This window comes from Methylobacterium sp. WL119 (assembly GCF_008039875.1).
GTDB lineage: Bacteria > Pseudomonadota > Alphaproteobacteria > Rhizobiales > Beijerinckiaceae > Methylobacterium.
Map to the genome: position 1 here is coordinate 44,209 of NZ_VRUU01000015.1, position 26,834 is coordinate 71,042.

The 26,834-nt window shown below is 70.8% G+C and carries 29 protein-coding genes; 13 read left to right on the top strand and 16 right to left on the bottom strand.

The genetic code is table 11. The features are described 5' to 3' along the window. Nucleotides 1–103 precede the first annotated feature (103 nt). Nucleotides 104–1,837: an HWE histidine kinase domain-containing protein gene (locus tag FV227_RS08730; RefSeq protein ID WP_147858744.1), complete on the top strand. Its 1,734-nt coding sequence runs from the start codon at nt 104–106 to the stop codon at nt 1,835–1,837. A gap of 182 nt (nt 1,838–2,019) precedes the next feature. Next, nucleotides 2,020–2,586: a DNA-3-methyladenine glycosylase gene (locus FV227_RS08735; RefSeq protein WP_147858745.1), complete on the top strand. Its 567-nt coding sequence runs from the start codon at nt 2,020–2,022 to the stop codon at nt 2,584–2,586. A gap of 106 nt (nt 2,587–2,692) precedes the next feature. Here FV227_RS08735 and FV227_RS08740 read toward each other — a convergent pair whose 3' ends face one another. From FV227_RS08740 to FV227_RS08755, 4 genes are all read right to left on the bottom strand, one after another. Next, entirely contained in the window at nt 2,693–3,172 is a 480-nt protein-coding gene (locus tag FV227_RS08740) for an Lrp/AsnC ligand binding domain-containing protein (protein ID WP_147726998.1), read from the bottom strand. A gap of 148 nt (nt 3,173–3,320) precedes the next feature. Then, nucleotides 3,321–3,803: a glutathione peroxidase gene (locus FV227_RS08745; protein ID WP_147726999.1), complete on the bottom strand. Its 483-nt coding sequence runs from the start codon at nt 3,801–3,803 to the stop codon at nt 3,321–3,323. Next, the gene (locus tag FV227_RS08750) at nt 3,800–4,963 is read right to left on the bottom strand and encodes a M20 aminoacylase family protein (protein ID WP_147727000.1); all 1,164 of its coding nucleotides are present in this window, start codon (nt 4,961–4,963) and stop codon (nt 3,800–3,802) included. Before FV227_RS08750 ends, FV227_RS08745 begins: the two co-directional genes overlap by 4 nt. Nucleotides 4,964–4,968: 5 nt before the next feature. Next, entirely contained in the window at nt 4,969–6,195 is a 1,227-nt protein-coding gene (locus FV227_RS08755; RefSeq protein ID WP_147727001.1) for a GNAT family N-acetyltransferase, read from the bottom strand. 230 nt (nt 6,196–6,425) lie between these two features. Between FV227_RS08755 and FV227_RS08760 the strand changes: the two genes are divergently transcribed. Beyond that, nucleotides 6,426–6,746, top strand: a complete 321-nt coding sequence (locus tag FV227_RS08760) for a hypothetical protein (protein WP_147727002.1) — start codon at nt 6,426–6,428, stop codon at nt 6,744–6,746. A 41-nt stretch (nt 6,747–6,787) separates the two neighbouring features. On the opposite strand, the gene FV227_RS08765 is transcribed toward FV227_RS08760, so the two are convergent. Together FV227_RS08765 and FV227_RS08770 are read right to left on the bottom strand one after the other, a co-directional pair. Continuing rightward, nucleotides 6,788–7,546 (bottom strand): glycerophosphodiester phosphodiesterase family protein, encoded by a 759-nt coding sequence (locus tag FV227_RS08765; protein ID WP_147727003.1) that lies wholly within the window; start codon nt 7,544–7,546, stop codon nt 6,788–6,790. Further along, nucleotides 7,546–8,019 (bottom strand): RidA family protein, encoded by a 474-nt coding sequence (locus FV227_RS08770; protein ID WP_147858746.1) that lies wholly within the window; start codon nt 8,017–8,019, stop codon nt 7,546–7,548. Before FV227_RS08770 ends, FV227_RS08765 begins: the two co-directional genes overlap by 1 nt. Before the next feature lie 302 nt (nt 8,020–8,321). On the opposite strand from FV227_RS08770, the gene FV227_RS08775 reads away from it, so the two are divergent. The 5 genes from FV227_RS08775 (at nt 8,322) to FV227_RS08795 (ending at nt 12,545) form a co-directional block, all read left to right on the top strand. Further along, a complete protein-coding gene (locus tag FV227_RS08775; RefSeq protein WP_147727005.1) occupies nt 8,322–9,515 on the top strand; it encodes an aspartate aminotransferase family protein in 1,194 nt (397 codons plus the stop codon). A 58-nt stretch (nt 9,516–9,573) separates the two neighbouring features. Beyond that, entirely contained in the window at nt 9,574–10,548 is a 975-nt protein-coding gene (gene argF, locus FV227_RS08780) for an ornithine carbamoyltransferase (RefSeq protein WP_147727006.1), read from the top strand. Nucleotides 10,549–10,676: 128 nt separating this feature from the next. After that, on the top strand, nt 10,677–10,973 hold the full coding sequence (locus FV227_RS08785) for a DUF1778 domain-containing protein (protein WP_147727007.1): 297 nt from the start codon (nt 10,677–10,679) through the stop codon (nt 10,971–10,973). Beyond that, on the top strand, nt 10,970–11,458 hold the full coding sequence (locus tag FV227_RS08790) for a GNAT family N-acetyltransferase (protein WP_147727008.1): 489 nt from the start codon (nt 10,970–10,972) through the stop codon (nt 11,456–11,458). Before FV227_RS08785 ends, FV227_RS08790 begins: the two co-directional genes overlap by 4 nt. A 64-nt stretch (nt 11,459–11,522) precedes the next feature. Beyond that, nucleotides 11,523–12,545, top strand: coding sequence for an Hsp33 family molecular chaperone (locus tag FV227_RS08795; protein ID WP_147858747.1), 1,023 nt, complete (start codon nt 11,523–11,525; stop codon nt 12,543–12,545). A 53-nt stretch (nt 12,546–12,598) separates the two neighbouring features. Here the strand turns inward: FV227_RS08795 and FV227_RS30440 are convergent, their stop codons facing one another. Next, nucleotides 12,599–13,075: a hypothetical protein gene (locus tag FV227_RS30440; RefSeq protein WP_348642583.1), complete on the bottom strand. Its 477-nt coding sequence runs from the start codon at nt 13,073–13,075 to the stop codon at nt 12,599–12,601. On the opposite strand from FV227_RS30440, the gene FV227_RS08800 reads away from it, so the two are divergent. Then, a complete protein-coding gene (locus FV227_RS08800; RefSeq protein ID WP_348642584.1) occupies nt 13,070–13,837 on the top strand; it encodes a hypothetical protein in 768 nt (255 codons plus the stop codon). The genes FV227_RS30440 and FV227_RS08800 overlap by 6 nt on opposite strands. A gap of 62 nt (nt 13,838–13,899) precedes the next feature. Here FV227_RS08800 and speG read toward each other — a convergent pair whose 3' ends face one another. Genes speG through apaG form a run of 3 tightly spaced genes read right to left on the bottom strand, consistent with a single transcriptional unit; the run spans nt 13,900 to nt 16,067 of the window. Beyond that, the gene (gene speG / locus FV227_RS08805) at nt 13,900–14,466 is read right to left on the bottom strand and encodes a spermidine N1-acetyltransferase (RefSeq protein WP_147844564.1); all 567 of its coding nucleotides are present in this window, start codon (nt 14,464–14,466) and stop codon (nt 13,900–13,902) included. Further along, complete coding sequence (gene argE / locus FV227_RS08810; protein WP_147729504.1) at nt 14,463–15,632, bottom strand: acetylornithine deacetylase; 1,170 nt, start codon at nt 15,630–15,632, stop codon at nt 14,463–14,465. Before argE ends, speG begins: the two co-directional genes overlap by 4 nt. A gap of 42 nt (nt 15,633–15,674) precedes the next feature. Further along, entirely contained in the window at nt 15,675–16,067 is a 393-nt protein-coding gene (gene apaG, locus FV227_RS08815) for a Co2+/Mg2+ efflux protein ApaG (RefSeq protein WP_147729503.1), read from the bottom strand. A 162-nt stretch (nt 16,068–16,229) separates the two neighbouring features. Between apaG and FV227_RS08820 the strand changes: the two genes are divergently transcribed. Next, nucleotides 16,230–16,727, top strand: coding sequence for a hypothetical protein (locus tag FV227_RS08820; protein ID WP_147858748.1), 498 nt, complete (start codon nt 16,230–16,232; stop codon nt 16,725–16,727). Nucleotides 16,728–16,781: 54 nt separating this feature from the next. Continuing rightward, nucleotides 16,782–17,933 (top strand): 2'-deoxycytidine 5'-triphosphate deaminase, encoded by a 1,152-nt coding sequence (locus FV227_RS08825; protein WP_147858749.1) that lies wholly within the window; start codon nt 16,782–16,784, stop codon nt 17,931–17,933. Between the two features lie 11 nt (nt 17,934–17,944). Here FV227_RS08825 and FV227_RS08830 read toward each other — a convergent pair whose 3' ends face one another. The 6 genes from FV227_RS08830 to FV227_RS08855 form a co-directional block, all read right to left on the bottom strand. Next, nucleotides 17,945–19,540, bottom strand: a complete 1,596-nt coding sequence (locus tag FV227_RS08830) for a gamma-glutamyltransferase family protein (RefSeq protein ID WP_147858750.1) — start codon at nt 19,538–19,540, stop codon at nt 17,945–17,947. 9 nt (nt 19,541–19,549) lie between these two features. Then, nucleotides 19,550–20,464, bottom strand: coding sequence for an ATP-binding cassette domain-containing protein (locus tag FV227_RS08835; protein WP_147858751.1), 915 nt, complete (start codon nt 20,462–20,464; stop codon nt 19,550–19,552). Beyond that, nucleotides 20,464–21,495: an ABC transporter ATP-binding protein gene (locus FV227_RS08840; RefSeq protein WP_147858752.1), complete on the bottom strand. Its 1,032-nt coding sequence runs from the start codon at nt 21,493–21,495 to the stop codon at nt 20,464–20,466. Before FV227_RS08840 ends, FV227_RS08835 begins: the two co-directional genes overlap by 1 nt. Before the next feature lie 5 nt (nt 21,496–21,500). Continuing rightward, complete coding sequence (locus FV227_RS08845) at nt 21,501–22,334, bottom strand: ABC transporter permease (protein ID WP_243950113.1); 834 nt, start codon at nt 22,332–22,334, stop codon at nt 21,501–21,503. 86 nt (nt 22,335–22,420) lie between these two features. After that, complete coding sequence (locus FV227_RS08850) at nt 22,421–23,365, bottom strand: ABC transporter permease (protein ID WP_147728789.1); 945 nt, start codon at nt 23,363–23,365, stop codon at nt 22,421–22,423. Then, a complete protein-coding gene (locus FV227_RS08855; RefSeq protein ID WP_147728790.1) occupies nt 23,365–24,870 on the bottom strand; it encodes an ABC transporter substrate-binding protein in 1,506 nt (501 codons plus the stop codon). Before FV227_RS08855 ends, FV227_RS08850 begins: the two co-directional genes overlap by 1 nt. 639 nt (nt 24,871–25,509) lie before the next feature. On the opposite strand from FV227_RS08855, the gene FV227_RS08860 reads away from it, so the two are divergent. After that, nucleotides 25,510–26,475 carry a glycosyltransferase family 2 protein gene (locus FV227_RS08860; RefSeq protein WP_147858753.1) on the top strand — a complete coding sequence of 322 codons (966 nt, stop codon included), beginning with the start codon at nt 25,510–25,512 and terminating at the stop codon, nt 26,473–26,475. Between the two features lie 172 nt (nt 26,476–26,647). Further along, the coding region (locus tag FV227_RS08865) for an NAD-dependent epimerase/dehydratase family protein (protein WP_147858754.1) at nt 26,648–26,834 on the top strand (187 nt) is incomplete at its 3' end.

Genomic DNA, 26,834 nt, shown 5'->3' on the forward strand with positions numbered 1-26,834 from the left:
GCGCGTGCATCGCGCCTTGGCGCGGCGGCCGGCCGGCCTATCTGTGCGGTCACCGCGCCGCGATGCCCATCGCGCGCAGCCCGAGCGCTCGGCCGATCCCGTCATGTCGCTGACCAAACGCATCGTCGGCCTCGTCACGCTCGCGCTCGTGCCCGCCCTCGCGATCCAGGGCTACAACGAGTTCGCGTTGCGTGCCGCGCGGGGCGAGGCCGTGCGCGACGAGGCGATGCGCGCCGCCCGCAGCGTCGCCGCCGACCTCGGCCAGTTCGGGCGCGGCACCCGGCAGGTTCTCGGCATCCTGGCCGAGGTCCCGGAGATCCAGGGCAAGGACCCCGAAACCTGCACGGCCTATCTCAGGACCCTGCTCGGGAAGGTCCCGGGCGCGTTCTTCTTCGGGGTGGCGGATGCCGACGGCACCGTCGTCTGCAACACCCTCGGCTCCCCGCGCGGCGCCTACACCCTGGCCGACCGCGGCTACTTCCGGGACGCGATGCGCACGGGCGGCTTCGCGGTCGGCGGCTTCGTGACGGGGCGGATCACCCGCAAGCCGACCTGGCAGTTCGCCCAGGCCATCCCGGGAGCCGGCGGCCGGCCGACCGGCGTCGTGGTGGCCAGCATCGACCTGGACCACCTGGCCGGACACCAGGCCCGGGCCGGGCTGCCTCCCGACGCCGCGCTGATCGTCGCGGATCGGGACGGCGTCATCCTGCTCCGCCTGCCCGACCACGCCGCATGGGTCGGCAAGCCGCTGCCGCAGCCGTTCTGGTCGGCGCTCTCGGAGAACCGCGGCAAGGTGATCGACTTGGCGGGCCTGCGCGGGACGATGCGGATCACCGGAATCGCGGCCGTCACGCCGGACGACCTCGAAGGCGTGACCGTCGCCGTCGGCCTTTCGCCCGCGGCCGCCTTCGCCGACATCGACGCGGCGACGCAGCGCGGCGTCATCCTCATCGTCCTCGGCGCCCTCGGCGCCCTCGTCGCGGCGCTGCTGGCGGGGCGCGCCTTCATCCGCCGTCCGGTGCGCCGCCTGCTGCAGGCCGCGTCCGCCTGGCGGCTCGGGGACCTCGGCGCGCGGTCGAGCCTGTCCGGTCCGTCCGAGTTCGGGCAGCTCGGCGAGGCGTTCGACGCCATGGCGATCTCGCTGCAGAAGCACGAGGGTGAGCTGCGCTCGGAGATCGCGCGCAGCCATCTCCTGCAGGAACGGCAGACGATGATGCTGCACGAGCTCAACCACCGGGTCCGCAACACCCTGACCACGGTGCAGTCGCTCGCCCGCCAGTCGCGCCGCACCGACGAGACCGGCGAGCGGCTGGAGGGGCGCATCATCGCCCTGTCGAAGACCCACGACCTGCTCTCGCGCGACGACTGGGCGGGCGCCCCGCTCCGGACGGTGCTGGAGAACGAGCTGGCGCCGTTCAGCGAGGGCCAGGCCGACCGCTTCCGGCTCGACGGCCCCGAGGTCGACCTTCCGCCGCGCTACGTGCTGGCGCTCGGCATGGCGCTGCACGAGCTGACCACGAACGCCGCCAAGTACGGCGCCCTGTCCGGCGGGACCGGGCGCGTCGACATCGCGTGGCGGACCGCGACCGCGGAGGGCGGCACGCGCCGGCTCGTGCTGGACTGGCGCGAGAGCGGCGGCCCGCCGGTCGTCGCGCCGCAGCGGCGCGGCTACGGCACGCGGCTGATCAACGGCGGCATCGGCCATGAGCTCGGCGGGACGGTGCAGCTCGAGTTCGACCGCTCGGGGCTTCGCTGCACCCTGGACGTGCCGCTCGACGCGCAGGATCGCTTCACCTCGTTCCACCCGGAATCCGGGATGCCGATGTCGGCGGCCTGACCGCGCGCCCCCGGCCGGGACCGGCCGGAGGCGGCAGACCATGAACGGCCGCGTGCGGATCCTCCGCGGATCCCCTCGATCGGCGGGGTCGGGTCCGGATCGCGGCTCGGCGACGACGAGCGAGACGCCGGGGTGTCCCGCGACAGCGGGCGCGTCGCGGCTCCCCAGAGGATTGCGCATCGATGCTCGAGGCTTTCTTCGACCGCCCCGCGGCCGCCGTCGCGCAGGATCTGATCGGCGCGCGACTCTTCGTCGAGGCGGTCGGCGGCCTCGTCGTCGAGACCGAGGCCTACGACCGCGCCGATCCGGCGTCCCACAGCTTCCGGGGGCCGACGAAGCGCAATGCCAGCATGTTCGGGCCGCCCGGCCACGCCTACGTCTATCGCTCCTACGGCCTGCACTGGTGCCTCAACCTCGTGTGCGAGCCCGGCAGCGCGGTGCTGCTGCGCGCCATCGAGCCCACGCAGGGCATCGCGGCGATGCAGGCGCGCCGCGCCACGGCGGAACCGCGACTGTTGTGCGCGGGGCCCGGCCGCCTGTGCCAGGCGCTGGGCGTCACCGATGCGCTCGATGGTCGTTCCCTCGCGGGCCCGCCGTTCCGCTTCGCGCCTCGGGGCCGGCCGGTGCCCGTCGTCGTCGACCGGCGCATCGGCATCACGCGCGGCGCCGAGACGCCCTGGCGTTTCCTGCTCGCCGGATCCCGGTACGTCAGCCGCCCCGCACGGCGCATCGCCGCAACGGACGCCTGACCTCGGGCGCCCCGCACCCCGAAGGCGAGCGGAGGTCCGGCCCGGTCGCGGGCAGGGGAGGCCCACGCTCATAGGCCCCGGCCCGACCGGCATGCGGCGCTCCGCGTCACAGGGCCAGCGGCGCGTTGTCGACGACCTCCTTCATCACGAAGAACGTCCGCGTCTGGCGCACGCCGGGCAGCGCGATCAGCGTGCTGCTGTGCAGGCGGTTGAAATCCCCCATGTCGCGCACCCGGATCTTGAGGAAGTAGTCGAAATCGCCCGCCACCAGGTGGCAGTCGAGCACGGTCGGCATGGCGCGGGCCGCCGCCTCGAAGGCCGCGAAGCTCTCCGGCGTCGAGCGGTCGAGCACCACGCCGACGATCACCAGCGCGCCGAGGCCGACCTTGTCCGGCGCCACCTGGGCGCGGACCGCCTTGACGTAGCCCTCCGCGAACAGCCGCTGCGTCCGGCGATGGCAGGTCGCCGCGCTGGTGCTCACGCGCTTGGCGATCTCGGCGTTGCCCATCCGCCCGTCCGCCTGCAGCAGGCGCAGGATCTTCAGGTCGATCCGGTCGAGCCCCGCGTCGGTGGACGAATCTCTCATGACCCCGCCGCCTCACGATCGATCGAGCGCCATATGCCGGCGATCAAGGGAACACGGCGGCAAAGCGCGCGCCACCCTTCGAGAGAACCTTCCGGGACGGCTGACGCCCACCGCAAACGGCCGAGACCGTTGGCGGCGCGCCGACGTCTCAGGCGGCGAGGGCGGCCGCGATGTCGCGATCGAGCGACGCGGGCTTGGCGGTCGGCGGATAGCGGCCGATCACCCGGCCGTCGCGGCCGACGAGGAATTTCGTGAAGTTCCACTTAATGCCGGCCGTGCCGAGGAGGCCGGGCTTCTCGCTCTTGAGATGCCGGTAGACCGGGTCGGCGCCCGCCCCGTTGACCTCGACCTTCGCCAGCAGCGGGAAGCTCACGTCGTAGGTCAGGCTGCAGAACTGGGCGATCTCGGTGGCGTTTCCCGGCTCCTGCGCGCCGAACTGGTTGCAGGGGAACCCAAGCACCACGAGCCCGGCCGCGCGGTGCTTCTTCCACAAGGCCTCCAGCCCCTCGTATTGCGGGGTGAACCCGCATTTCGAGGCGGTGTTGACGACGAGCACGACCTTGCCGCGGTACTGCGCGAGGGGATGCGGAGCGCCGTCGGCGCCCTTCGGCGCGAAGTCGAACAGCGTCATCGGGCCGCCGTCCGCCGCTCGACGAGGCGGGCCAAGTACGCGGACCCGATCGGGATGATCGTGTCGTCGAAATTGTAGCCCGGGTTGTGCAGCCCGGCTCCGGTCGAGGCGCCGATCCAGGCATAGGCGCCGGGCACCGCCATCGCCATGTCGGCGAAGTCCTCGCTGCCCATCTTCGGGCTGGAATTGAGGTCGACCCGCTCGGGCCCGAACAGCTCGGTCGCGGTGTCGATCGCGGCCTGGGTCTGGTCGGGGGCGTTCTCCAGCACCGAGAACTTGTCCTGGATGTCGACCGTGATCTCGGCGCCGTAGGCCGCGGCGTAGCCCTTGGCGAGCTCCCGCATCCGGTCGTGGCTGAGCTTGCGCAGGTCGCGGTCGAAGGTGCGGATCGTGCCGGCCATGTGCGCGGTGTCGGGGATGACGTTGTAGGCCGAGCCGGCGTTGAACTGGGTGATCGACAGCACGATCGACTTGAGCGGGTCGGCGTTGCGCGAGACGATCGACTGCAGCGCCTGCGCCAGGGCCGTGCCGACGACGATCGGGTCGATGCCGCTGTGCGGCTGCGCCGCGTGGATGCCGCGGCCCTTCACGTGGATGTCGAAGAAGTCGGCCGCCGCCATGATCGGGCCGGGGCGCAGCTTGATCATGCCGTGCGGGCCGCTCGGCTGGTTGTGCAGGCCGTAGATCTCGTCGCAGGGAAAGCGCTCGAACAGCCCGTCGGCGAGCATGGCGCGGGCGCCGCCCAGCCCCTCTTCCGCCGGCTGGAACACGAACACCGCCGTGCCGTCGAAGTCGCGGGTCTCGGCGAGGTACCGGGCGGCGCCGACGAGCATGGTGGTGTGGCCGTCGTGCCCGCAGGCGTGCATCTTGCCGGGGATGGTCGAGCGATAGGGGAGGTTGGTCTCCTCCGCGATCGGCAGCGCGTCCATGTCGGCGCGCAGGCCGATGCGACGGCCGTTGTCGCTGCGGCCCTTCAGGATGCCGACGACGCCGGTGCCGCCGACGTTGCGATGGACCTCGATGCCGAAGCCCTCGAGCAGGTCGGCGACGATGCCCGAGGTGCGCACCTCCTCGAACCCGATCTCGGGATGGGCGTGCAGGTCGCGGCGGAGCGCGGTCAACGCGTCGGCGTAGGTCGTAATGCGATCGATCGGGCTCATGGGCGTCAGGACTCTTCCGGGCTGGGCCGTCGGAACGGCGTCAGGGTGTCGAGCTCGTCGACCATGGCTTCGACATGGGCGCGCTCGCGCTGCAAGTAGTCGGCCACCGCGCGGCGCAACGACGGGTCGGCGATGTCGTGCGCGGAGTGCATCAGCACCGGCCGGTAGCCGCGTGCGAGCTTGTGCTCGCCCTGCGCCCCGGCCTCGACCCGCTTCAGGCCGCGCGCGATCGCGAAGTCGATCGCCTGATAGTAGCAGACCTCGAAATGCAGGAACGGGTGCTCCTCGATGCAGCCCCAGTTCCGGCCATAGAGCGCCGTGTCGCCGATCAGGTTGATCGCGCCGGCGACGTAGCGGCCCTCGCGCTTGGCCATGATGAGAAGCACGCGCTCGGGCATCCGCTCGGACAGGAGCGAGAAGAAGCGCCGGTTGAGGTAGGGCCGGCCCCATTTGCGCGCGCCGGTGTCGGTGTAGAATTCGTAGAACGCGTCCCAATGCGCCTCGGTGAGGTCGGCCCCGGTCAGGTGCTCCACCGTGATGCCGGGCGACAGCGCGTCGCGCCGCTCGCGCTTGATGCTCTTGCGCTTGCGCGAGGCGAGCGCCGCGAGGAAGTCGTCGAAGCCCGCGTAGCCGGCGTTCTCCCAGTGGAACTGCTGGTCGGTGCGCTGGAGGAAGCCGGCGGCGCCCGCCCGCTCCCATTCCGGCTCCTGCATGAAGGTGACGTGGATCGAGGAGGCCTTGGTCTCGGACCGCAGCGCCCGCAGGCCGGCGACCAGGGCGGCCGTCGCGGTCTCCGGGTCGGCGCCGGGCGCGATCAGGAAACGCGGGCCGGTGACGGGGGTGAACGGCACGCTCACCTGCAGCTTCGGGTAGTAGCTCCCGCCGGCGCGCTCGAAGGCGTCGGCCCAGCCGTGGTCGAAGATGTATTCGCCCTGGCTGTGGGATTTCAGGTAGCACGGCACGACCCCGAGCAGCGTGTCGTCGCGCTCCACCGAGACGTGCAACGGAAGCCACCCGGTCCGGCGCGAGACGCAGCCCGAATCCTCGAGGGCCGAGAGGAAGGCGTGGCTGACGAAGGGGTTGTGGGTCTCGTCGCCCGAGCCCAGCGTCTCGGCCGACGTGGCGCAGGCGTCCCAGGCCGCGGCCCCGATCTCCTTCAGGCCGGCGAGCGCGCGGACCTTGAGCAAGGTCTCGGAGGTCGCAGGCTCGTGCGGAGCACCCGGTTTTTCCATGCACGACAATCTAGCCCGCCGGACAGGGGGGACAAGGCGGAGGCGTGCATCCTGCCGTCGCAGCGTGGGGCATCGCCGTCTTCCGGTCTTGCCAAGCCGCTCACCACCTTCCAACGGTCCGCATGGGAATCGACGGTCCCCTGAGAGTCGAGCCAATGCGCCTCAGCCACCCGCTCGCCTTCCGAAGGCGGACGCCGCCGGATGATTTCATCGAGGATCATCCGATCGAGATGTCGAACCTCGACGAGGCGGACCCGCATGTGCCGGGCACGATCTTCGCGTCGACGGCCCTCGGCTCGCACGGCCCCCAGGTGAAGTGGTATCCCGACCGTGCAGGGCGGACGTTACCGTGCCTCATCGTCTCGATCGGACCGAATCCGAGCGTCCGTGACGATTTCCTGCCGCCAATCGTGTCACGGGCCGCGGCCCCGAAGGTCATCGCGTGGGTGCGACCCAACCACGTCGCCCTGCTGGACTTCTGGACGAACGGCGCATCCTGGAACCGCCGTGAGGTCGCCGCCTTCCTCGATGGGCTGCTTCCCCCTCCCTGATCGAGCCTTGCCCTAATCGAACCCTGCCGTGACCGAACGGATCAGGCCGAAAACCCCTCGAACACCATCTGGTCGGCATGCATCTCGGCGAGCCGGCGCTGGTCCGGGTTGCGCACCGTCCAGGCCATCACCGGGAGATGGCCGAGCACGCGGGCGAGATGCGTCGCGGCGCAGGGCAGGTCGTCGACCCGCCAGGACACGAAGCCGGGCCGCGTCTCCGCGATGTGCAGCAGGTCCGAGAGCCGGCGCCGCGCCGAATCGGTGAGGCCGGCATAAGCCGGGTCGTCCTGGTTCGTCTCGCCGACGATGCCGCGCGGGATCGTCTCGGGTACCAGCCCGCGCAGCGCCGCGACCACCTGCGGGTCGAAGGATTTCACCGCCACCGGCCCGGCGTATTCGCACAGGATGTCCGCGACCCGGCGGGTCAGGGTGAGGTCGCCGGAATAGGACGACTTGATCTCGACCACGAGCGGCGTCCGCCCGGCGATCTCCGACAGGAAGGCCGGCAGCGTCGGGATGGTCTCCGCCGTGCCCGCGACCGTCAGGCGAGCGAGGTCGGCGCCCCGCATCGCGGCGACGGGGTCGGCGACGCCCGTCAGCCGCCCCAGCGCCGCATCGTGGAACACCATCGCCTCGCCGTCGGCGCTGATCTGCACGTCGCACTCGATGGCGTAGCCGCCGGCGATCGCCGCGCGGGCGGCGGCGACCGTATTCTCGGGGCGGCCCGCCGCGCGGTCGTGCAGGCCGCGATGGGCGATCGGCCGCGCGACGAGCCAGGAGATCCCGGCGGGCCGGCCCATCACCGCACCTCGAACATCGCCTCGACCTCGACGGCGGCGTCCAGCGGCAGCTCGGCGACGCCGACCGTGGAGCGGGCATGGCGGCCGCGGTCGCCCAGCACCGCGACCATCAGGTCGGAGGCGCCGTTCATGATGCCGGCGAGACCGGCGAAGCTCGGCACGCAGTTGATGAAGCCCCCGAGGCGGACGCATTGCACCACCCCGCGCTCGAGGTCGCCCACCGCCGCCTCGACCTGAGCCAGCACGTTGAGCGCGCAGAGCTTGGCCGCGGCGATGCCGTCCTCCGCCGAGACCTCGGCGCCGAGCTTGCCGACATGCGCCGGCCCGAGCTTGCCGTCCGCCCCGAAGCAGATCTGGCCCGAGATCACCACGAGGTTGCCGGTCCGCACGAACGGCACGTAGTTCGCGACCGGGGCCGCCGCCTTCGGCAGGGCGAGCCCGAGGCTCTCGAGGCGTTCCTTAACCGTGCTCATGGAGCGATTCCTCTGGTTCGTCGTCGGCGATGCGCGGGTTCTGGAGCACGGGCAGCACCTGCCGCGCAAGCGGCCCGTGCGAGGCATGTCGTAGGCAAGCCGGCAAACGACGCCTGTTTTGCAGGCATGTCCGGCACGAAGGCCGGCCCCATCATTGACAGCGCGGCCTCGTTTCATAGTAATCGCGCGCGTGCCGCCCCGGTGACGAGGCGGCACTTTCGTTTTTGCACGCAGGGCACACGTCCTGCACGCAACCTTCAACGCTGGGTCGTCGCCCGGCACGCCGACACGGAGACGGGATCGTGACATCCGCCCTTCTGCCGACCTATGCCCGGGCCCCCATCGCCTTCGAGCGTGGCGAGGGCGCATGGCTGGTGGCGCGCGGGGGCGAGCGATACCTCGATTTCGGCGCCGGCATCGCGGTGAACGCGCTGGGCCACGCCCACCCGCACCTCGTCGAGGCCCTGACCACCCAGGCGCAGAAGCTCTGGCACACCTCGAACCTGTTCGAGATTCCCGACGGCGAGCGCTTCGGGCAGCGCCTCGTCGACGCGAGCTTCGCCGACGTCGCCTTCTTCTGCAACTCGGGCGCCGAGGCCAACGAGGCCGCGATCAAGATGGCGCGGAAGTACCATGCCGCGGGCGGCCACCCCGAGCGCTACCGCATCGTCACTTTCGAGGGCGCGTTCCACGGGCGCACGCTGGCGACGCTGGCCGCCGGCGGCCAGCAGAAGTACATCGAGGGCTTCGGCCCGAAGGTCGACGGGTTCGACCAGGTACCCTTCGGCGACCATGCCGCGCTGCGCGCCGCGATCGGCCCGGAGACGGCGGCCGTGATGATCGAGCCGATCCAGGGGGAGGGCGGCGTCCGGCCAGTGCCGCCGCAATGCCTGCGGGGCCTGCGCGAGCTCTGCGACAAGCACGGCCTGATGCTGATCATGGACGAGGTCCAGACCGGCGTCGGCCGCACCGGGCGGCTGTTCGCCCACGAGTGGTCGGGCATCGCCCCGGACATCATGAGCGCGGCCAAGGGCATCGGCGGCGGCTTCCCGATGGGCGTGTGCCTGGCGACGCACGAGGCCGCCCGCGGCATGGTCACCGGCAGCCACGGCACCACCTTCGGCGGCAACCCGCTCGCGATGGCGGTCGGCAACGCCGTGCTCGACGTGGTGCTGGCCGACGGTTTCCTCGATCACGTCCGGCAGGTCGCGCGGGTTCTGACGCAGAAGCTCGGGGCCCTTCGCGACCGCTATCCCCACGTCGTCACGGCGATCCGCGGCGACGGCCTGATGCTCGGGCTCAAGCTCGGCGTGCCCAACACCGCGTTCGCGGCCGCCGCGCGGGCCGAGCACCTGCTGGTGATCCCGGCGGGCGACAACGTGGTGCGCCTGCTGCCGCCGCTGATCGTCACCGAGGCCGACGTGACCGAGGCCGTCGCGCGCCTCGAAGCCACCGCCGCCGCGTTCGACGGCGCGATGCGCGGCGCCGCCGAGTGATCCTTCCTCGGCTCCCGAAGGCGGAGCCGCCGACCGAACCCGGACATGATGTGTTGAGATGACTGCCCCAGCGAACGGCCAGAGCAGCGGCCAGACGGCCGGCGCGAGCGCGCCCCGCCACTTCCTCGACCTGTCGGACTTCTCCGGCGCCGACCTGCGCCGGGTGCTCGACGCGGCGGCCGCGATCAAGGCGCGCCGCCGCAAGGGCGAGGTCGCCGTGGAGCGCCCGCTCGCCGGCAAGAACCTCGCGATGGTGTTCGACCGGCCCTCGACCCGCACCCGCGTCTCGTTCGACGTGGCGATGCGCGAGCTCGGCGGCGAGACGCTGATGCTGACCGGCTCCGAGATGCAGCTCGGCCGCGGCGAGACCATCGGCGACACCGCGCAGGTGCTCTCCCGCTTCGTCGACGCGATCATGATCCGCATCCTCGATCACGCGCTGATGCTCGAGCTGGCCGAGAACGCCACGGTGCCGGTGATCAACGCGCTGACCAAGCTGTCGCATCCGTGCCAGATCATGGCCGACGTGCTGACCTTCGAGGAGCATCGCGGGCCGATCAAGGGCCGCACAGTGGCGTGGTCGGGCGACGCCAACAACGTGCTGACGAGCTGGGCGCACGCGGCCGCACGCTTCGACTTCACCCTCAACGTCGCCTGCCCGCCCGAGCTGGCGCCCCCGCCCGCGCTGATGGCCTGGGCGCGCGCCGAGGGCGCCCGCGTCAACGTCACCACCGACGCGTTCGCCGCCGTCGAGGGGGCCGACGCGGTCGTGACCGATTGCTGGGTCTCGATGGGCGACGAGGACGAGAGCCACCGCCACAACCTGCTCAACCCCTACCAGGTGAACGCCGAGCTGATGCGCGCCGCCGCCAAGGACGCGGTGTTCATGCACTGCCTGCCGGCCCATCGCGGCGAGGAGGTCACCGCCGAGGTGATGGACGGCCCGCAATCGGTGGTGTTCGACGAGGCGGAGAACCGCCTCCACGCCCAGAAGGGCATTTTGGCGTGGTGCCTGCGGGCGAACGGGCTCTGAGCGGACGGATCGCCGAGGCCGTTCGGACGCAGGACCCGTGAGGTCCGCGGGCCTTGACCGTATGAACATCGTGTATACGTTCACGGCGTGAGATACCGATCCCGACCCGGTTGTGAGAGGCTGTCGCCGTGAGCATCGATGGGCTGAGCAACGTCCCGGTGCGGCGCGGGACGACGATCAACCTACGCGTCGAGGCCGAGACGCGGGACCTGATCGATGACGCCGCATCGGTGCTCGGCAAGACGCGGACCGAGTTCATGATCGACACCGCGCGTCATCACGCCATCGACGTGCTGCTCGATCAGCGCCTGTTCGTCCTGGACGACGCGCGGCATGCCGCGTTCGTCGCGGCCCTCGACGCGCCGCCGGTTGCGAGACCGAGGCTGAGCGCGCTCATGGAGAGGAAGCCGGCCTGGGAGCGATGATCGGCCCGCCGGTTCCGCTGGGTCCGGAGCACGGCCTCGATGGGTTCTCGTGCGGCAAGCCGGTGCTCGACGATTGGCTGAAGCGGCAAGCACGCCGCAGCGAGGGCCGGTTCGCCCGGACCTATGTGATCTGTGCGGACGGCACGGTGGTGGGTTATTACTGCATCTCCGCGGGAACGGTCGCCCGGGCGGATGCTCCGGGACGGATTCGACGCAACGCGCCGGAGCCGATCCCGGTCTCGATTCTGGGTCGGCTGGCCGTGGATCGGCGTTGGGCCGGGCGTGGGCTCGGTGCCGACCTCCTGGCCGATGCACTGCGCCGGATCGCCAATGCCGCCGAGGTGATCGGCATCGGCGCCGTCCTGATCCACGCGCTCGACGACCAGGCGCTGACATTCTACCGCAGCCGGGCGGAATTCCTCGCGTTCCCGGACAACTCGCGCACCCTGTTCCTGCCGATCGGCGCGCTGACAGACAGACGATGACGACCCGAACGCTTCCAAGCCGAACGTTTCCAGGCCAATTGCTTCCAGGATCGAATTGAGCACCATGACCACCGGACACGACACCACCCCGATCAACGAAGGCAACGGTCACGACGGCGCCGACGACTGCGTGCTGCCGTTCTCCGTCGAGGCGCTCGACGTGCGCGGGCGCGTCGTCCGGCTCGGGCCGTCCGTCGACACGATCCTGCGGCGGCACGGCTACCCGGATGCGGTGGCGCGCCTGCTCGGCGAGGCGGCGGCGCTCACCGTGCTCCTCGGCTCGTCCCTGAAGTTCGAGGGCCGGTTCCAGCTCCAAACCAAGACCGACGGCCCGGTCGGGATGATCGTTGTCGACTTCGAGGCGCCCGACCGCCTGCGCGCCACCGCCCGCTTCGAGGCGGAGGCGATCGCGGCTCTGGGCACCGGTCCGCACAAGGCCGCCGAGTTGATCGGGCAGGGGCACCTGGCCATGACCATCGACCAGGGCTCGGCCGCGAGCCGCTACCAGGGCGTCGTCGCGCTGGAGGGACAGAGCCTGGAGGAGGCGGCGCACCAGTATTTCCGCCAGTCCGAGCAGATCCCGACGCAGGTGCGCCTCGCCGTGGCCGAAGCCTTCGAGGACGGGCAGAGCCGCTGGCGCGCCGGCGGGCTGCTGGTCCAGTTCCTGCCGCAGTCGATCGACCGGGCCCGCCTGGCCGACCTGCCGCCGGGCGACATCCCGGAGGGCCGCGTCCACCTCGACGAGAACGGCACCCAAGAGGACGACGCCTGGGTCGAGGCGCGCGCCCTGGTCGGCACGGTCGAGGACCACGAGCTCGTCGACCCGGCGGTCTCGAGCGAGCGGCTGCTCTACCGGCTGTTCCACGAGCGCGGCGTGCGGGTGTTCGAGGCGCAAGCGGTGCACGAGCAGTGCCGCTGCTCTCGCGAGCGGGTGATGGGCATGATCCGCTCGTTCTCGCCCGAGGAGCGCCGCGAGATGGTGGCCGACGACGGCCGCGTCGTCATCACCTGCGAGTTCTGCTCGCGCCGCTACGACCTCGACCCGGCGGAGGTCGAGGCGGAAGTGGGCGGCACGCCGAAGCAATAGAACGCCGCGCCGACGCGACGACGGCCAAGCTTGATCGAGCGATAGACTGAACTTCAGTTCATAAAAATCAGTTTCGAGGCGTGAAACGGTTTTCGAACCTTCGGCGTTTCGATGCTTCCAAGAACGTCGGAGGAAGCATCCTGAAAAGGATCGCCATCGGGCTCGCAGCCCTGCTGCTCAGCACGTCGGTCTACGCCCAAGGCGCGGCCGGAAACGCGGCCGGCGCCGGGCCGGGCCGCGCGAATACAGGTTCGACGGACGCGACCGGCGGACGGCCGGGCAGCGACCGCGCATCGGGCGCGTCGTCCGGCGGCCGGATGTCGGACACGCGGGGCGAGGCCCGGAACACGACCGCGGGGAACGGAACCGGCGGCCGCGAGAGCGGCCTGCAGGCCGGGCGGTCCGATCGCCAGGGCGCCGATCGTGCAGGAGCCGATCGTGGAGGAGCCGATCGTCAGGCCGCCGGCCGCGACGACCGGCGCGGCGCGGATCGGGCCGAGGGCCGCGGCGGCAATCGTGACGGGATGCACGAGAGCCGCGACCGGGCGGAGCGGAGCGGGCGCGAGGCGCGCAGCGAGCGGCGCGAGCCCCGCACCGACTTCCGGTCCGAGCGGGTCAGCGGCGGCTTCCGGCGCGAGGGCCGGTTCGTGGTCGTCGGCGGCCAGCGCGTGGTGTACGGCTCGCCGGAGTATCGCCGCCTCGTCACGGTCGAGCGCCGGGGCGGCCCGCGGGTCCGCTACGTCACCATCCGCGGCCACCGCGTGCTGTACGGATCGCCGGAATACCGTCGCCTCGTCACGGTCCGCGAGACCGGTCCGCGCGAGCGCTACGTCACCATCCGCGGGCAGCGGGTGCTGTACGGATCGCCCGAGTACCGTCGCCTCAGCGTGACCACGACCGAGCGTCGCGGCAGCAGCGTCGACGTCGGCTTCCGCGGGCAGGATCGCACGGACGTGCGGACCCGCTCCACCCGGACCGAGACCCGCGACGATCGCAGCTTCCGCAATGCCGACCGGCGCAACGCCGGCGAGCGCGACACGGGCGCCGACCGGGGATCCGAGCGCAACGCCGACCTGCGTCGGGGCCAGGATGCGCGCGGCGGCCAGGGCAGGGGCGGCATCCGCAACGCTTCGGAGACGATGGGCGGCGGCAAGAGCGAGGACAGGGGTGGCGCCAACGGTGGCGTCAGGAGCGGGCGCGATGCCGGCATGACCGGCGGCTCGCCCGAGCGCGGCGGCGCGGGTGCCGCCACCCGCAACGGCCGCGACGGGGGCGGCGCCGGTCGCAATTGATCGGTCCAGTCGTGCGAACGGGGAGGGGCCGGCGACGGCGCCTCCCCGACCCGCCGCGCCGGTCAGCTCTTGAGCACCGGCTCGGCGATGTCGACGGCATGGCGGCCGGCGAGATATTCCGGCTGGAACAGGCACATCCGTACGGCATCGCGGTAGCGTCCGTTCATGAAGAACTCGTCCCGCAGGATGCCCTCGGGGCGGAAGCCGCAGCTCTCGTAGATCCGCACGGCGCGGGCATTGTCCTTGTCCACGTGCAGGTAGAGCTTGTGGATGTTGAGCACGCTGAAGGCGTAGTCCATCGCGATCCGCGTCGCCTGGCGGGCGAAGCCCCGGCCCTGAAAGCCCGGATGGATCGCGATCTGGAACTCGCAGCGCCGGTGCAGGTGGTTGATCTCGACGAGCTCGACGAGGCCGGCCGGATGCCCGTTCAGCGTCGCGATGATGAAGCGCCGCTCGGTCTGGTTGTGGATGTTGCGCTCGTAGAGCTGCGCCAGCTCGGCGAAGGACTCGTAGGCCTCCTCGAACCAGTAGCGCATGATGCTGTCGTTGTTGTTGAGCTGATGCACGAACATCAGGTCCTCGCGCTCCAGCGGGCGGAGCTTGACCCTGTCGGGGACGGTCTCGTTCATGCGGCGCAGGCCTCGATCAAGCGGCGGAGGAACGCCTCGCCCTGGCCGAGCGCGGCCAGCGTGATGAACTCGTCCGGCTGGTGGGCCTGGTCGATCGAGCCCGGCCCGCAGACCACGGTCGGGATGCCCGCCTGCTGGAAGCGCCCGGCCTCGGTGGCGTAGGGCATCGACACGGTGCGGTTGCGGTTGGCCAGCCGCAGCGCCAGCCGCTCGGCCTCGGAGCCGGGCTCCGGCAGCAGGCCGGGGATCGCGATCTCCTCGACGGTCTCGATCCGGCCGAACGCGCCGTAGCGGTTCAGGCGCTCGCGGGTCACCGCCTCGGCCTTGGCCTGGAACAGGCGCGGGATCTCCGCCATGTCGAGGTCGGGCAGGCCGCGGAACTCCCAGTGGAAGGCGCATTCCTTGGGCAGGATGTTGCGGGCGGTGCCGCCGTGGATCGTGCCGACATGCACGGTGGTGCTGGGCGGATCGAACCGGCCCGACGCGTCGCCCCGGGCGATCATCCGGTCGGCGATGGCGTTCAGCCCGGAGACGAGGTCGCAGGCCGCCATCACGGCGTTGGCCCCGAGCATCGGCTTGGCCGAATGCGCCTCGTGGCCGTGCACCGTGGTGTGGAAGGTGACGATGCTCTTGTGCGCGTCGGCGACCTCGAGGTCGGTCGGCTCGCCGACGATCACCGCGCCCGGCCGCGGCAGGTCGACGCCGAAGCGGGCGATCGCGTCCATCACGCCGAGGCAGGTGGTCTCCTCGTCGTAGGAGAGCAGGATGTGGATCGGGCGCTTGAGGCCGGCCGCGAGGCAGTCCGGCACCAGCGCCAGGGCGGTGGCGCAGAACCCCTTCATGTCGACCGCGCCGCGGCCGTAGGCCCGGCCGTCGGCGACGTGCAGGGTGAATGGGTCGGCGGTCCAGGCCTGTCCCGCGACCGGGACGACGTCGGTGTGCCCCGACAGCACGACGCCGCCGTCGACCTGCGGCCCGATCGTGGCGAAGAGCGCGGCACGGTCGCCGGCCGCGTTCGGGATGCGGAGGTGGGGGACGCCCCAGCCGTCGAGATAGGCGGCGACCCAGTCGATCAGGTCGAGATTCGGCTTCGAGCTTTCGGTGTCGAAGCCGACGAGGTGGGCGAGGATGTCGAGCGGGGTCAGCCGCTCGCCGGAACCGGGCATCGCTTGGTGTCCTGGGCGGGCCGCCGGCCTGCCCGGCTCGAATCAGTGCAGGCTGCGGCGGATATGCGGGCTGTCGAGCGAGAAGGCCGGGATCTCGGCCTCGAAGCTCTCGCCCGCGACCGTGGCCATGGTGTAGCTCCCCGCCATCAGCCCGTCCGGCGTGGTGAGCGGGCAGCCGCTGGTGTAGCAGAACGACTCGCCCGGCTCCAGCACCGGCTGCTTGCCGACGACGCCGGCGCCGCGCACCTCCTGGCACTCGCCGCGCCCGTCGATGATGCGCCAATGGCGGGAGCGGAGCTGCACCTGCTCGGCGCCGTTGTTCACGATCTCGACGGTGTAGGCGAAGAAGTACCGGCTCTCTCCCGGCGAGGATTCCTCCTCGACGAAGCGCGGATTGACGGTCACGCTGATCCCGCGCGTCTCGGCCTTGTACATCGTCCCTAATTGCCCTCTTCAGCGGCGCTCGAGTTCGGTCTAGCTCGGGTCTAGACGGCTCGAAGCCGCTTTTCGATGCGTCATTCAACGTGGTAGTTGCCGGAAGAATTCCCGTCAATTGCGGCGGAGTACGTCGCGGCGGGCGGCAGGAACGGGGCCGGCATGGTCGAAGCGTGGGTGTGCCATCTGAGGTCGCTTCGGCGCGGGGGGGACGTTCGGCTCTCGGCGGCGGCGCTCGCCCACGTGGCGGCCTGGGCGACGCTGCTCGCCCTTGCGGGCTTTTCCGCGTGGCGCGATCCGGCCGCCAACCTCCTGCCCGCGGCGGCGCTCGCGGCCGCGCTGATCCTCGACGGGACCGGGCGGATCGCGACGGCCGTCATAGCAGGCCGGGCGGGACCCGATCCGCGGCTCGCCGGCCTGCCCTCGCTGGTGCTCGGCGTCGGCGGCACGGTCGGCCTCGTCGCCGGCGCGGCCGCGCTGCTCGTGTTTCCGCGCGCGGTCCCGGTGCTGGCGAGCGCGCTCGCCGGCCTGGTCGCGATCGGCGCCCTGGCCCGGCTCGCCCTGATCCGGATCGTCCTCGCCCTGCCCGGCGACGAGCCCGCCGCCCTCCCGGCGGAGGCGCGCGCGACCTCGGTCCGGCCCTCCTTAAGCCGACGTTAGGCGCTTTGCTCGAAAACGGCCGATGGTGACGGCCGGACGGGACGCGCGAGAGACATGAGCACGACGCCGAGCCCTTCGGTCGAGACCAGCCCTTCGGTCGCGGCAGGCACCGCCACGGGGCAGGGCGCCCCGCGCGACGGCATCCTGTCGGGCGAGGGCATCGCCGCCCTGGCGCGGGCGGGCGGCATCCTGCCGGCCTCGGCCTTCGCCGCCGACCAGATCCAGCCGGCGAGCCTCGACCTGCGCCTCGGGGCGCGGGCCTGGCGCGTGCGCACCAGCTTCCTGCCGGGCGCGGCGCGGGCGGTCTCGGCCTGCGTCGAGCGGCTGGCGTTCCACGAGATCGACCTGCGGCCCGGCGCGGTCCTGGAGACCGGTTGCGTCTACATCGCCGAGCTGCAGGAATCCCTGGCGCTGCCCGAGGACCTCGCGGCGGCGGCCAACCCCAAGAGCTCCACCGGGCGGATCGACGTGTTCACCCGCGTTATCACCGACCGGGCGGAAGCGTTCGACCAGGTCGGGGCCGGCTATCGCGGGCCGCTCTACGCCGAGATCTCGCCGCGCACCTTCCCGGTCCTGGTCCGCACCGGCTCGCGCCTGTCGCAGATCCGCTTCCGACGCGGCATCGTGCGTCTGCGCGACGACGAGCTGGTCGCGCTGCACGCGCGCGCGCCGCTGGTGACCGCGGCGGCGCCGTCCTTCCAGGGGGGCGTCGCCGTCTCGGTCGATCTCGCCGGGTTCGACGGGCTGATCGGCTACCGGGCCAAGCGCCATACCGGCCTCGTGGACGTCGACGCGCCCGGGCGCCACGCGGCGGCCGAGTTCTGGGAGCCGCTGCCGGCCGACGGGTCCGGGTCGCTGATCCTCGATCCCGGCCAGTTCTACATCCTGGCCTCGAAGGAATCGGTGCAGGTGCCGCCCGACCACGCCGCCGAAATGGTGCCGTTCGACCCGCTCGTCGGCGAGTTCCGGGTGCATTACGCCGGCTTCTTCGATCCCGGCTTCGGCTATGCCGGCGCCGGCGGCACCGGCGCGCGCGCGGTGCTGGAGGTCCGCTCCCGCGACGTGCCGTTCCTGCTCGAGGACGGCCAGATCGTCGGCCGGCTCGTCTACGAGCGCATGGAGGCGGTGCCGCTGATGCTCTACGGCGCCGGCGCCGGCTCGAACTATCAGGCGCAAGGGCTGAAGCTGTCCAAGCACTTCGCCTGAAGCGCCCGGACTCAGTATCCCAGCGCGCTGCCGTCCTTGCGCGGGTCCGAGCCGGCCGACAGCATGCCGGCTTCGCGGTCGATCCAGATCACCTGCCCGCCGCCGAGGGGGAGGGGAGCGGCGACCGCGTCGTGGCCGCGGTCCCTCAGGCCGCCGACGAGGCCGGAAAGGCCGCCCTCGACCTCGAGCGTGCCGCCGTAGGCGAAGCTGCGCGGCGCATCGAGCGCCTCCTGCGAATCGAGGCCGCGGTCGATCAGGCCGGTCAGCAGCTCGACATGGCCCATCGCCTGGTAGTGCCCGCCCATCACGCCGAAGGGCGCGACCGCGCGGCCGTCCCGCATCAGCATGCCGGGGATGATCGTGTGCATCGGGCGCTTGGACGGGCCGATCGTGTTGGGGTGGCCGGCCTCCGTGCGGAACGACAGGCCGCGGTTGTGCAGCAGCACGCCGCTCGACGGCCCAAGGATGCCCGAGCCGAAGCCCTGGAAGATCGAGTTGATCAGCGAGATCGCGTTGCCGTCCCGGTCGACCACGCAGAGGTAGACCGTGTCCTTGTGCGCGCGGGCCGCGAGCTCGGCGCGGATCTCGGGATAGAGCACCGGCACCTGCGCGCGGGCCATGTCGATCGCCCCGTGGGCGGCCGCCTGCCAGGCGTCGGAGAGCAGGTGCTCGACCGGGATCGCCTGGAGCTCGGGATCGCCGAACAGGGCGTCGCGGTGGTGGTAGCCCTGCTTGCACGCCTCCGCGAAGAGGTGGACCCGGTCGAGGTCGGAGAGCCCGGCGACGTCGAAGGGCTTCAGCACGTTGAGCATCATCAGCGCCGCCAGACCCTGCCCGGCGGGCGGGCATTCGTAGACGTCGTAGCCGCGGTAGCGGGTGCTGATCGGGGTGACGACGTCCGGCGCGGCGCTCGCGAAATCCTCCAGGGTGTGGAGGCCGCCGCGCTCGCGCAGGCGGCTCACGAGATCCTCGGCCACCGGCCCCTCGTAGAAGCCGCGCGCGCCCTCGCCGGCGATCCGCCGGAGGGTCGCGGCCAGCTTCTCGAGCCGCACCACGGTGCCGACAGCCGGCGCCCGGCCGTCGATCAGGTAGGTCGCCGCCGCGTGCGGATCGCCGGCGACCCGGCCGATGCTGCGCGCCCAGTCCCACCCGACCCGCGGCTGAACGGGAAAGCCGTCCTCGGCCAGCCGGATCGCCGGCTGCAGCAGCTCGCCGAGGGAGCGGGTGCCGTGGTCCTCGACGAGCCTCTGCCACGCCGCCACCGCGCCGGGCACGGTCACCGCATGCGCGGAATCTGGCTCGATCGCGACGCCGTTCTCGCGGTACCACGCGTCGTCGGCGGCCGCCGGGCTGCGGCCGGAGCCGTCGATCGCGATCGGCACCGACGCGCCGTTGGGCGCATACAGGGCGAAGCAGTCGCCGCCGATGCCGGTCATCAGCGGGTCGACGACGCATTGCACCGCCACCGCGGCGATCGCCGCGTCGACGGCGTTGCCGCCCGCGCGCAGGGTCTCGATCGCCACCAGCGTCGAGGCCGGGTGCGAGGTCGCGACCGCGGCGTTGGCGGCGTAGACGGGCGAGCGGCCCGGTCCCTCGAAGTTCCTCATGGGCGATCCTCAGCTTCTCGTGACGACCCAGTGGCCGGGCGCGACCTCGACGAGGTCGCCGCCCTCGGCGATGGGGGAGGCGGGCCGGGCCTGCTCCGCGGCGAGGCGGGCGCGCTCGGCGGCCGGGTCGGGCACCGGCACGGCGCCGAGCAGGCGCTGCGTGTAGGGATGGCGCGGGTCGTCGTAGAGCGCGTCGCTCTCGGCCAGCTCGACGATGCGGCCGCGCCAGAGCACGGCGACCCGGTGGCAGAGATAGCGCACCATGCGCAGGTCGTGGGAGATGAACAGGTAGGACAGCCCGAGCTCGGCCTGCAGGTCCTGCAGCAGGTTGACCACCTGCGCCTGGATCGAGACGTCGAGCGCCGCGATCGGCTCGTCGGCGACGATGAAGCTCGGCTTGAGCGCGATGGCGCGGGCGATGCAGATGCGCTGTCGCTGGCCGCCGGAGAACTGGTGCGGGAACCGCCCGGCGAAGCGCGGCTCCAGCCCAACCCGCTCGAACAGCCCGGCCACTGCCGCGCGGCGCTCGGCCCGGCCCATCTCGGGCCGGTGCAGCTTGAACGCCTCGGAGACGTAGTCGCCGACGCTCATCCGCGGGTTGAGCGCGGCGTAGGGGTCCTGGAACACGGTCTGGATGCGGGCGCGCATGCCGCGCATCGCTCGTGGCGAGAGCTTGGCGAGGTCCGTGCCCTCGAAGGCGACGGTGCCCGCGGTCGGCGGGTTCAGCATCGTCACGGCACGGCCGATGGTCGACTTGCCCGAGCCGGATTCGCCGACGAGCCCCAGCGTCTCGCCGGCGCGGATGTCGAAGCTGACGTCCTCGACCGCCCGGAACACCGAAGCCTTGCCGCCCCACCACGAGCGCAGGGGATAGTGCTTCGAGAGGTTGCGCACCGAGACGATCGGATAGTCCGGGGCCCGCATCACCGTGCCTCCTCCGCTTCGCGCGCCAGGATCGCCGGAAGGTCGTACCAGGCCGCGACGAGGTGGCCGGGCGCGGCGCCGGCGGCCTGGACGAGCGGCGGCGCCTCGGTGCGGCAGCGGGGAGTGGCGTAGGCGTTGCGCGGCGCGAACGGGTCGCCGGGCGGGGGGGCGCGCATGTCGGGCGGCGCGCCCTCGATCTGGCGCAGGCGCCCGCGCCCGGCCCGGCCGCGGGTGAGGTCGGGGAGCGAGCGCAGCAGGCCGAGGGTGTAGGCGCTGCGCGGGTCGGCGAAGATGTCGTCCACCGGCCCGCGCTCGAGGATGCGGCCGGCATACATCACCTGCACCGTGTCGCTGATGCCGGCGACCACCCCGAGGTCGTGGGTGATCCAGATGATCGCCATGCCGATCTCGCGCTTCAGCTCCTGCACCAGGGCGACGATCTCGGCCTGCACCGTGACGTCGAGCGCCGTCGTCGCCTCGTCCGCGATGAGGAGCTTCGGGCGGCAGGCGATCCCGATGGCGATCATCACGCGCTGGCGCTGGCCGCCGGAGAACTCGTGCGGGTACTGGTCGAGGCGGCCGGCCGCGTTCGGGATGCGGACGAGGTCGAGCAGCTCCCGCGCACGCCGGCGCGCCGCGCGGGCGTCGAGGCCGAGATGGATGCGCAGCGGCTCGACGATCTGCGCCGCCACGGTCATGCCGGGGTTGAGCGAGCTCATCGGGTCCTGGAACACGAACCCGATCTCGCCGCCGCGGACTTTTCGGAGCGCCTTCTCGGGCAGGGTGAGCAGGTCGCGGCCCCGGAACAGCACCTGACCGCCGGTGATCCGGCCGGGCGGCCGCGGGATCAGGCCGAGCATGGCCAGCACGTGCACGCTCTTGCCGGAGCCCGATTCGCCGACGATGCCCAGCGTCTCGCCCTCGCGGAGCGCGTACGAGACGCCGTTGACGGCGTGGACCGCGCCCCCGTCGGTGTCGAAGGCGACGGCGAGGTCGCGGACCTCGAGCAGGGGCGTTTCGAGACGCGGCATGTCGCTCATGTGCGGGCCCGCGGATCCAGCGCGTCGCGCAGCCCGTCGCCGAGCAGGTTGAAGCCGAGCACGGCGAGGAAGATCGACAGGCCGGGCCAGATCGCCATCCACGGCGCCTGGTCGAGGAAGTTCTTGGCGACGTTGAGCATCGCGCCCCAGCTCGGCTCGGGCGGCTGCTGGCCGAGCCCGAGGAAGGACAGGCTCGCCTCGGCGATGATCGCCGCGGCGATGGTCAGCGTCGCCTGGACCAGAATCGCCGGCACGATGTTGGGCAGGATGTGCACCAGCGCGATCCGCCAGGGCGGGTTGCCGACCGAGCGCGCCGCCTCGACGAACTCCTCCGCCGCCACTGCCTGGACCTGCGCGCGGGTGAGCCGGACGAAGGTCGAGGTCGCCGAGAGGCCGATCGCCACCATCGCGTTGGTCAGGCTCGGGCCGAGGAAGGCCGCAAGCGCGATCGCCAGGATCAGGAACGGGATCGCCAGGAGCGCATCGGTGAGCCGCATGATCGCGCCGTCGACCCAGCCGCCGGCATAGCCGGCGACGAGCCCGAGCGGCAGGCCGAGCGAGACCGCGAGCGCCACCGAGACGAGGCCGGCGCCGAGCGAGGCCCGCGCCCCGTAGACGATGCGGGCCAGCACGTCGCGCCCGACCTCGTCGCCGCCGAACGGGTGGGCCAGCGACGGCGCGGCGCGCACCGCGCCCCAATCGGTCGCCGTCGGGTCGTAGGGCGCGATCCATCCGGCGAACGCCGCCATCAGCACCAGCCCGACGACGATGGCGAGCCCGACGACGGCGCTCCGCCGCGCCCGCAGCCGGCGCCAGAAGGCGCCGAGCATGCCGGGCTCGCGCGGGAGGGTCACCGCTCGTCCCCCCGCCACGGAGGGGGGCGGCAACAGCGCGGCGGCGTCGCGATCCATCCCGCTCATGCCCGCCTCAGCTTCGGGTTGACCACGGCCGCCAGCACATCCGCCGCGAGGTTGAGGCCGACATAGGTGGCGGCGGTGCAGATCACGACGCCCTGCACGGTGGCGAAGTCGCGGTTGAACACCGCGTCGACCATCAGCTTGCCGAAACCCGGCACCGAGAAGATCTGCTCGGTGAGCACCGCGCCGGACAGGAGCTGCCCGAACTCGAGGGCGCCCAGCGTGATGATCGGGATCGCGGCGTTGGGCAGCGCGTGGCGCAGCACCAGGCGCAGCGGCGAGACGCCCTTGGCGCGGGCCGTGCGGACGTAGTCGGAGCCGAGCACGCCGAGCATCGCCGCCCGGGTGTGGCGCATCATCACCGCGCTGATCGCGTTGCCGAGCACGAAGGCCGGCATCGCCATCGCCTTGAGGTTCTCCCACAGGCTCTCCGAGGGCGGGACGTAGCCGGAGGCCGGCAGCCATCCGAGCTGCACCGAGAACAGCAGGATCATCAGGATGCCGAGCCAGAAGTTCGGGATCGACAGGCCCCAGAGCGCGACGCCGTTGGCCAAGGTGTCGGCCCAGGTGCCGCGGCGGGCGGCCGAGACGATGCCCATCGGCACGCCGATGGCCAGGGCCACCAGCATGGCGAGGCAGGCGAGCTCGAGCGTCACCGGCAGCTTCTCGAGGACGAGTTCCGAGACCGGCTTCTGCAGGCGGATCGACTCGCCGAGGTCGCCGGTCAGGACGCCCGCCGCCCAGTAGCCGTAGCGGACGGGGAGCGCCCGATCGAGGTGATACTTCTCGCGGATGAACGCGATCACCTCCGGGTCGCGCTCCTCGCCGGAGAGCGCGGTCGCGGTGTCGCCCGGCAGCAATTGCTGCAGGGCGAAGATGATCATCGAGGCGAGGACGAGCGTCGGGACCGCGAGCGCCAGGCGGCGGGCGAGGAAGCGCAGCATCAGTTCAGCTTGAGCCCGGTGAAGCGCGCCAGCCCGTCCGGGTAGGCGACGAAGCCCGAGAGCTTCTTGGTGTAGGCCCAGAGCAGCTTGCGGTGCAGCAGGTAGAGGCCCGGGCGGTCGTTCAGGACCCGGTCGGCAAGCTGCTTCCAGGCGGCCTGCCGCTTCTGCGGGTCGACGGTGCCGCGCTCGGCCTGGAGCGCCGCATCGGCCTCGGCGTTGCAGTAGCGGCTGTAGTTCAGCGGCGTCTTGCAGCCGAGGAAGCTGAAGGTGTTGCCGTCGGGGTCCGGTCGCCCGGACCAGGAATACAGGTAGGCCTCGAAGTTGCCCTTGTCGGCCATGTCGAGCAGCGTGGTGAAGTCGGCGGCCTGGATCCGGATGTCGAAGCCGGCCTCCCTGGCCATCGCCTGGATCACCTGCCCGACCTGCGGCGCCTCGCTGTTGGCGTAGACCGAGAGCGTGATCTGGGGTTTCGGTTGCCCGGCCTCGGCGAGCAGGGTCTTCGCCTTGGCAACGTCGCGCTTGGGCACCGGGTATTCGGTCACGTAGCTCGGGTGCTTGGGCGAGACCCACTGGTTGCCGGGCAGGAACTCGCCGTTGAACACCACCTGGTTGAGCGCGTTGCGGTCGATCGACAGGTCGAGCGCCTGGCGCACCTTCGGGTCGGCAAGCGGCGAGCCGGCCTTGGCGGGGTTCAGCAGGATCTCCTGGAAGCCGAGCTCGTAGACCGATCCGAGCGCGAGCTTGGCGTCGCGGCTGACCTGGGGGACGTCGGTCGGCGCCAGGCGCTCCAGCAGGTCGAGCTGGCCGGCGCGCAGGTTGGTCAGCCGCACGGTGGCATCGGGGATCGGGCGGAACTCGATCCGCTGGATCTGGATCTGGTCCTTGTTCCAGTAATCGGGAAAGCGCTCGACCACGATCCGGTCCTGCGGCACCCGCTCGACGAACCTGAAGGGGCCCGCGCAGACCGGCGCCGTCGAGAACCTGTCGCCGAGCCGCTCGGCGGCCTTGGGCGAGACCATCATCCCGGCCCGATCCGTGAACTGGGCCATCAGCGGCGCGAACGGCGTCTTCAGGTTGATCTTGAAGGTCAGGTCGTCGACCACCTCGACGGTGTCGATCGGCGCGATCTCGCCGCGGCGCTGCGAGCCCGGCATCTTGAGGTGCCGCTCGATCGAGAACTTCGCCGCCGCCGCGTTCAGCGGCTCGCCGTCATGGAACCTCACCCCCGGCCGCAGGTGCATGGTCAGGGTCTTCTCGTCGGGCGAAAGCTCCCATTGCGTGGCGAGCTGCGGCACCGGCTTCAGGTCGGGCCCGATGTCGACGAGCTTGTCGCAGAGCGCGGCGAAGACCATGCGGCTGGCGAACGTCCGCGCCAGCGTCGGATCGAGGGCGTCGGGGTCCTCCATCATGCCGTAGCGCAGGGTCTGCGCCGAGAGGACCGTGGACGAGAGCGGCAGGGAGACGAGCAGGCCCGCGATCAGGCAGGCGGCCGACAGACGCGACATCAGGACTTCCCGGGACGGACCAGAGTTTCGAGGTGGATGAGCGGAGCGTGGGCCGATGCACCGGATCAGGCAACCCCAAGCTGGCATTTCGCATTCCAGGCACCATCCGTGCCACCGACGGTTGCCGGTCGCTTCCGGGCGGCCGATCGGAGGCCGTATCGATCTCGATCCGCACGGCCTCGTCCTCGTCGACCAGACGGCGGCCGCCACCGACAGGCTCCGAGGCTCCGGTCGACGCCTCCGCGTGGTGCGCTGCCGCATCTGCGTGCCGTACGGGCACGACGAGACCGCCACCGCAGCCCTCCCAAAGACTCTGAAAGCCCTTCCACCCAGCATGGCCGGAAACGACCTTGGGAGGTCTCTGGATCGGTACACGCGGTTTGCCGGATCGCAGGATCGCAGCGCTTCGATCGACCCGTATCCTCGACCGTCCCCTTCGGGCTAGATCGAAAGGCGTACGCGGCCTCTCCTGAAAATCTGTCATCTCGTCGAGGATTCGGCCTACCCTCAAGCTGGAAGATCGACGTGACCCATTGCAAAGCTTGATCTGCTTTATTTCATGGTCACGCAATATAGAGCGATCATATTTCTTTCTAGATTGTCTTTCGTCTGCTCGAAGATGCGGACTCGGAGGTATCGATGTCGGTGACAGTCATAGTGCCAACCCATAACCGCGCCAAGTACATAGAGGCGTGCATCGGAAGCGTGTTGGCGCAATCCCACGAGGACTTCGAGCTGATCGTCGTCGATGACGCGTCGACCGATGGGACCCATGAGATCCTCGCGGCTCTCGCCAAGAAGGATGCGAGGATCCGTTTGTTGCGTCACCCGACGAACAGGGGCGGTCCTGCCGCCAGGAACTTGGGGCTGTCGCTTGCGAAATACGATCTGATTGCCTGCATGGACGACGACGACATCATGCTTCCGGACAGGCTGAAATCGCAAATCCGATTCATGGAAGAAAACCCGGACGTCAGCGTTCTGAGCTCGGCAGCATACATGATCGATGTCGACAACAAGATCGTCGGAAAGAGCGTCCCGACCATTGATATGGAACGTGGGCTTGCAAGAAAAGACCCGGGCCTCATCGTCAATATCATCCATCCGACCGCGATGTATCGGCGCGATGTCGTTCTCGGCTTGGGCGGCTATCGGAACTATCTTCTCGATGATCGAGACTTGTGGGGGCGAATGGCGACCGCGGGCTTCAAGATCGCCGTGTCGCCCGAGCCTGTCTTGATGCATCGCCGGCATAGCAGCATCATGACCACGCGGATCAACGAGATCTTCGAAAACGGAGATTTCATCGATTTCAACATGATCAGGCGCCTGAACGGCAACACGGAAATAAGCCTGGAACAATATAGGGAAATGCTTCACTCACAATCGATCTGGAAAAAATGCCTCAATTGGAGATTGAAGAAATCCGCTGTCGCTTACAGAATAGCGACCCTGCACTACAGCAGCGGAAATTGGCTTCCGTTCATGAAAAACCTGGCCGTAGCGCTTTCGCTCAACCCGTCAAAGTACGTCGTGCGAACGATCGCGAAAAAAGGGAAATACCTGCTCAGAAGATCGACCCCCAAGCATATTCTACCGGCTTGAGATAATCTTTGTTATAATAATTGAAGACGCCGGATCATGATGCATTATTGTGCTCTGCGCATCGCGCGGCGTCATTTCAGGCCCATATCTCAGTGCAAGCTACCGGAGATAAAATCGGTGCTGCCGACGGGCTATTTCACCTGAAGCATCGGAGCAGCTGACGGAGGCCGACATGCGCATCCTGGTGACCGGCGGCTGCGGCTTCATCGGCTCCGCCCTCGTGCTCCATCTCGTGCGCGACCTCGGCCACGACGTGCTGACGCTGGACGCGCTGACCTACGCGGCCAACCCGGTGTCGCTGGCGCCCCTCGCCGAGGATCCCCGCCACCGCCTGGTCGAGGCCGACATCTGCGACGCCG

Excerpts from the sequence above, each read along its gene's own strand:
- FV227_RS08735 (WP_147858745.1), top strand. The coding sequence starts at position 2,020 with ATGCTCGAGGCTTTCTTCGACCGCCCCGCGGCCGCCGTCGCGCAGGAT.
- FV227_RS08790 (WP_147727008.1), top strand. The coding sequence starts at position 10,970 with ATGATCGGCCCGCCGGTTCCGCTGGGTCCGGAGCACGGCCTCGATGGG.
- apaG (WP_147729503.1), bottom strand. The coding sequence starts at position 16,067 with ATGTACAAGGCCGAGACGCGCGGGATCAGCGTGACCGTCAATCCGCGC.
- FV227_RS08755 (WP_147727001.1), bottom strand. The coding sequence starts at position 6,195 with ATGGAAAAACCGGGTGCTCCGCACGAGCCTGCGACCTCCGAGACCTTG.
- FV227_RS08820 (WP_147858748.1), top strand. The coding sequence starts at position 16,230 with ATGGTCGAAGCGTGGGTGTGCCATCTGAGGTCGCTTCGGCGCGGGGGG.
- FV227_RS08730 (WP_147858744.1), top strand. The coding sequence starts at position 104 with ATGTCGCTGACCAAACGCATCGTCGGCCTCGTCACGCTCGCGCTCGTG.
- FV227_RS08750 (WP_147727000.1), bottom strand. The coding sequence starts at position 4,963 with ATGAGCCCGATCGATCGCATTACGACCTACGCCGACGCGTTGACCGCG.
- FV227_RS08855 (WP_147728790.1), bottom strand. The coding sequence starts at position 24,870 with ATGTCGCGTCTGTCGGCCGCCTGCCTGATCGCGGGCCTGCTCGTCTCC.
- FV227_RS08800 (WP_348642584.1), top strand. The coding sequence starts at position 13,070 with ATGCACGAGAGCCGCGACCGGGCGGAGCGGAGCGGGCGCGAGGCGCGC.
- FV227_RS08740 (WP_147726998.1), bottom strand. The coding sequence starts at position 3,172 with ATGAGAGATTCGTCCACCGACGCGGGGCTCGACCGGATCGACCTGAAG.
- FV227_RS08860 (WP_147858753.1), top strand. The coding sequence starts at position 25,510 with ATGTCGGTGACAGTCATAGTGCCAACCCATAACCGCGCCAAGTACATA.
- FV227_RS08840 (WP_147858752.1), bottom strand. The coding sequence starts at position 21,495 with ATGCCGCGTCTCGAAACGCCCCTGCTCGAGGTCCGCGACCTCGCCGTC.
- FV227_RS08745 (WP_147726999.1), bottom strand. The coding sequence starts at position 3,803 with ATGACGCTGTTCGACTTCGCGCCGAAGGGCGCCGACGGCGCTCCGCAT.
- FV227_RS08845 (WP_243950113.1), bottom strand. The coding sequence starts at position 22,334 with ATGCTCGGCGCCTTCTGGCGCCGGCTGCGGGCGCGGCGGAGCGCCGTC.
- FV227_RS08765 (WP_147727003.1), bottom strand. The coding sequence starts at position 7,546 with ATGGGCCGGCCCGCCGGGATCTCCTGGCTCGTCGCGCGGCCGATCGCC.
- FV227_RS08830 (WP_147858750.1), bottom strand. The coding sequence starts at position 19,540 with ATGAGGAACTTCGAGGGACCGGGCCGCTCGCCCGTCTACGCCGCCAAC.
- FV227_RS08850 (WP_147728789.1), bottom strand. The coding sequence starts at position 23,365 with ATGCTGCGCTTCCTCGCCCGCCGCCTGGCGCTCGCGGTCCCGACGCTC.
- FV227_RS08835 (WP_147858751.1), bottom strand. The coding sequence starts at position 20,464 with ATGCGGGCCCCGGACTATCCGATCGTCTCGGTGCGCAACCTCTCGAAG.
- FV227_RS08825 (WP_147858749.1), top strand. The coding sequence starts at position 16,782 with ATGAGCACGACGCCGAGCCCTTCGGTCGAGACCAGCCCTTCGGTCGCG.
- argE (WP_147729504.1), bottom strand. The coding sequence starts at position 15,632 with ATGCCCGGTTCCGGCGAGCGGCTGACCCCGCTCGACATCCTCGCCCAC.
- FV227_RS08795 (WP_147858747.1), top strand. The coding sequence starts at position 11,523 with ATGACCACCGGACACGACACCACCCCGATCAACGAAGGCAACGGTCAC.
- speG (WP_147844564.1), bottom strand. The coding sequence starts at position 14,466 with ATGAACGAGACCGTCCCCGACAGGGTCAAGCTCCGCCCGCTGGAGCGC.
- FV227_RS08760 (WP_147727002.1), top strand. The coding sequence starts at position 6,426 with ATGTCGAACCTCGACGAGGCGGACCCGCATGTGCCGGGCACGATCTTC.
- argF (WP_147727006.1), top strand. The coding sequence starts at position 9,574 with ATGACTGCCCCAGCGAACGGCCAGAGCAGCGGCCAGACGGCCGGCGCG.
- FV227_RS08770 (WP_147858746.1), bottom strand. The coding sequence starts at position 8,019 with ATGAGCACGGTTAAGGAACGCCTCGAGAGCCTCGGGCTCGCCCTGCCG.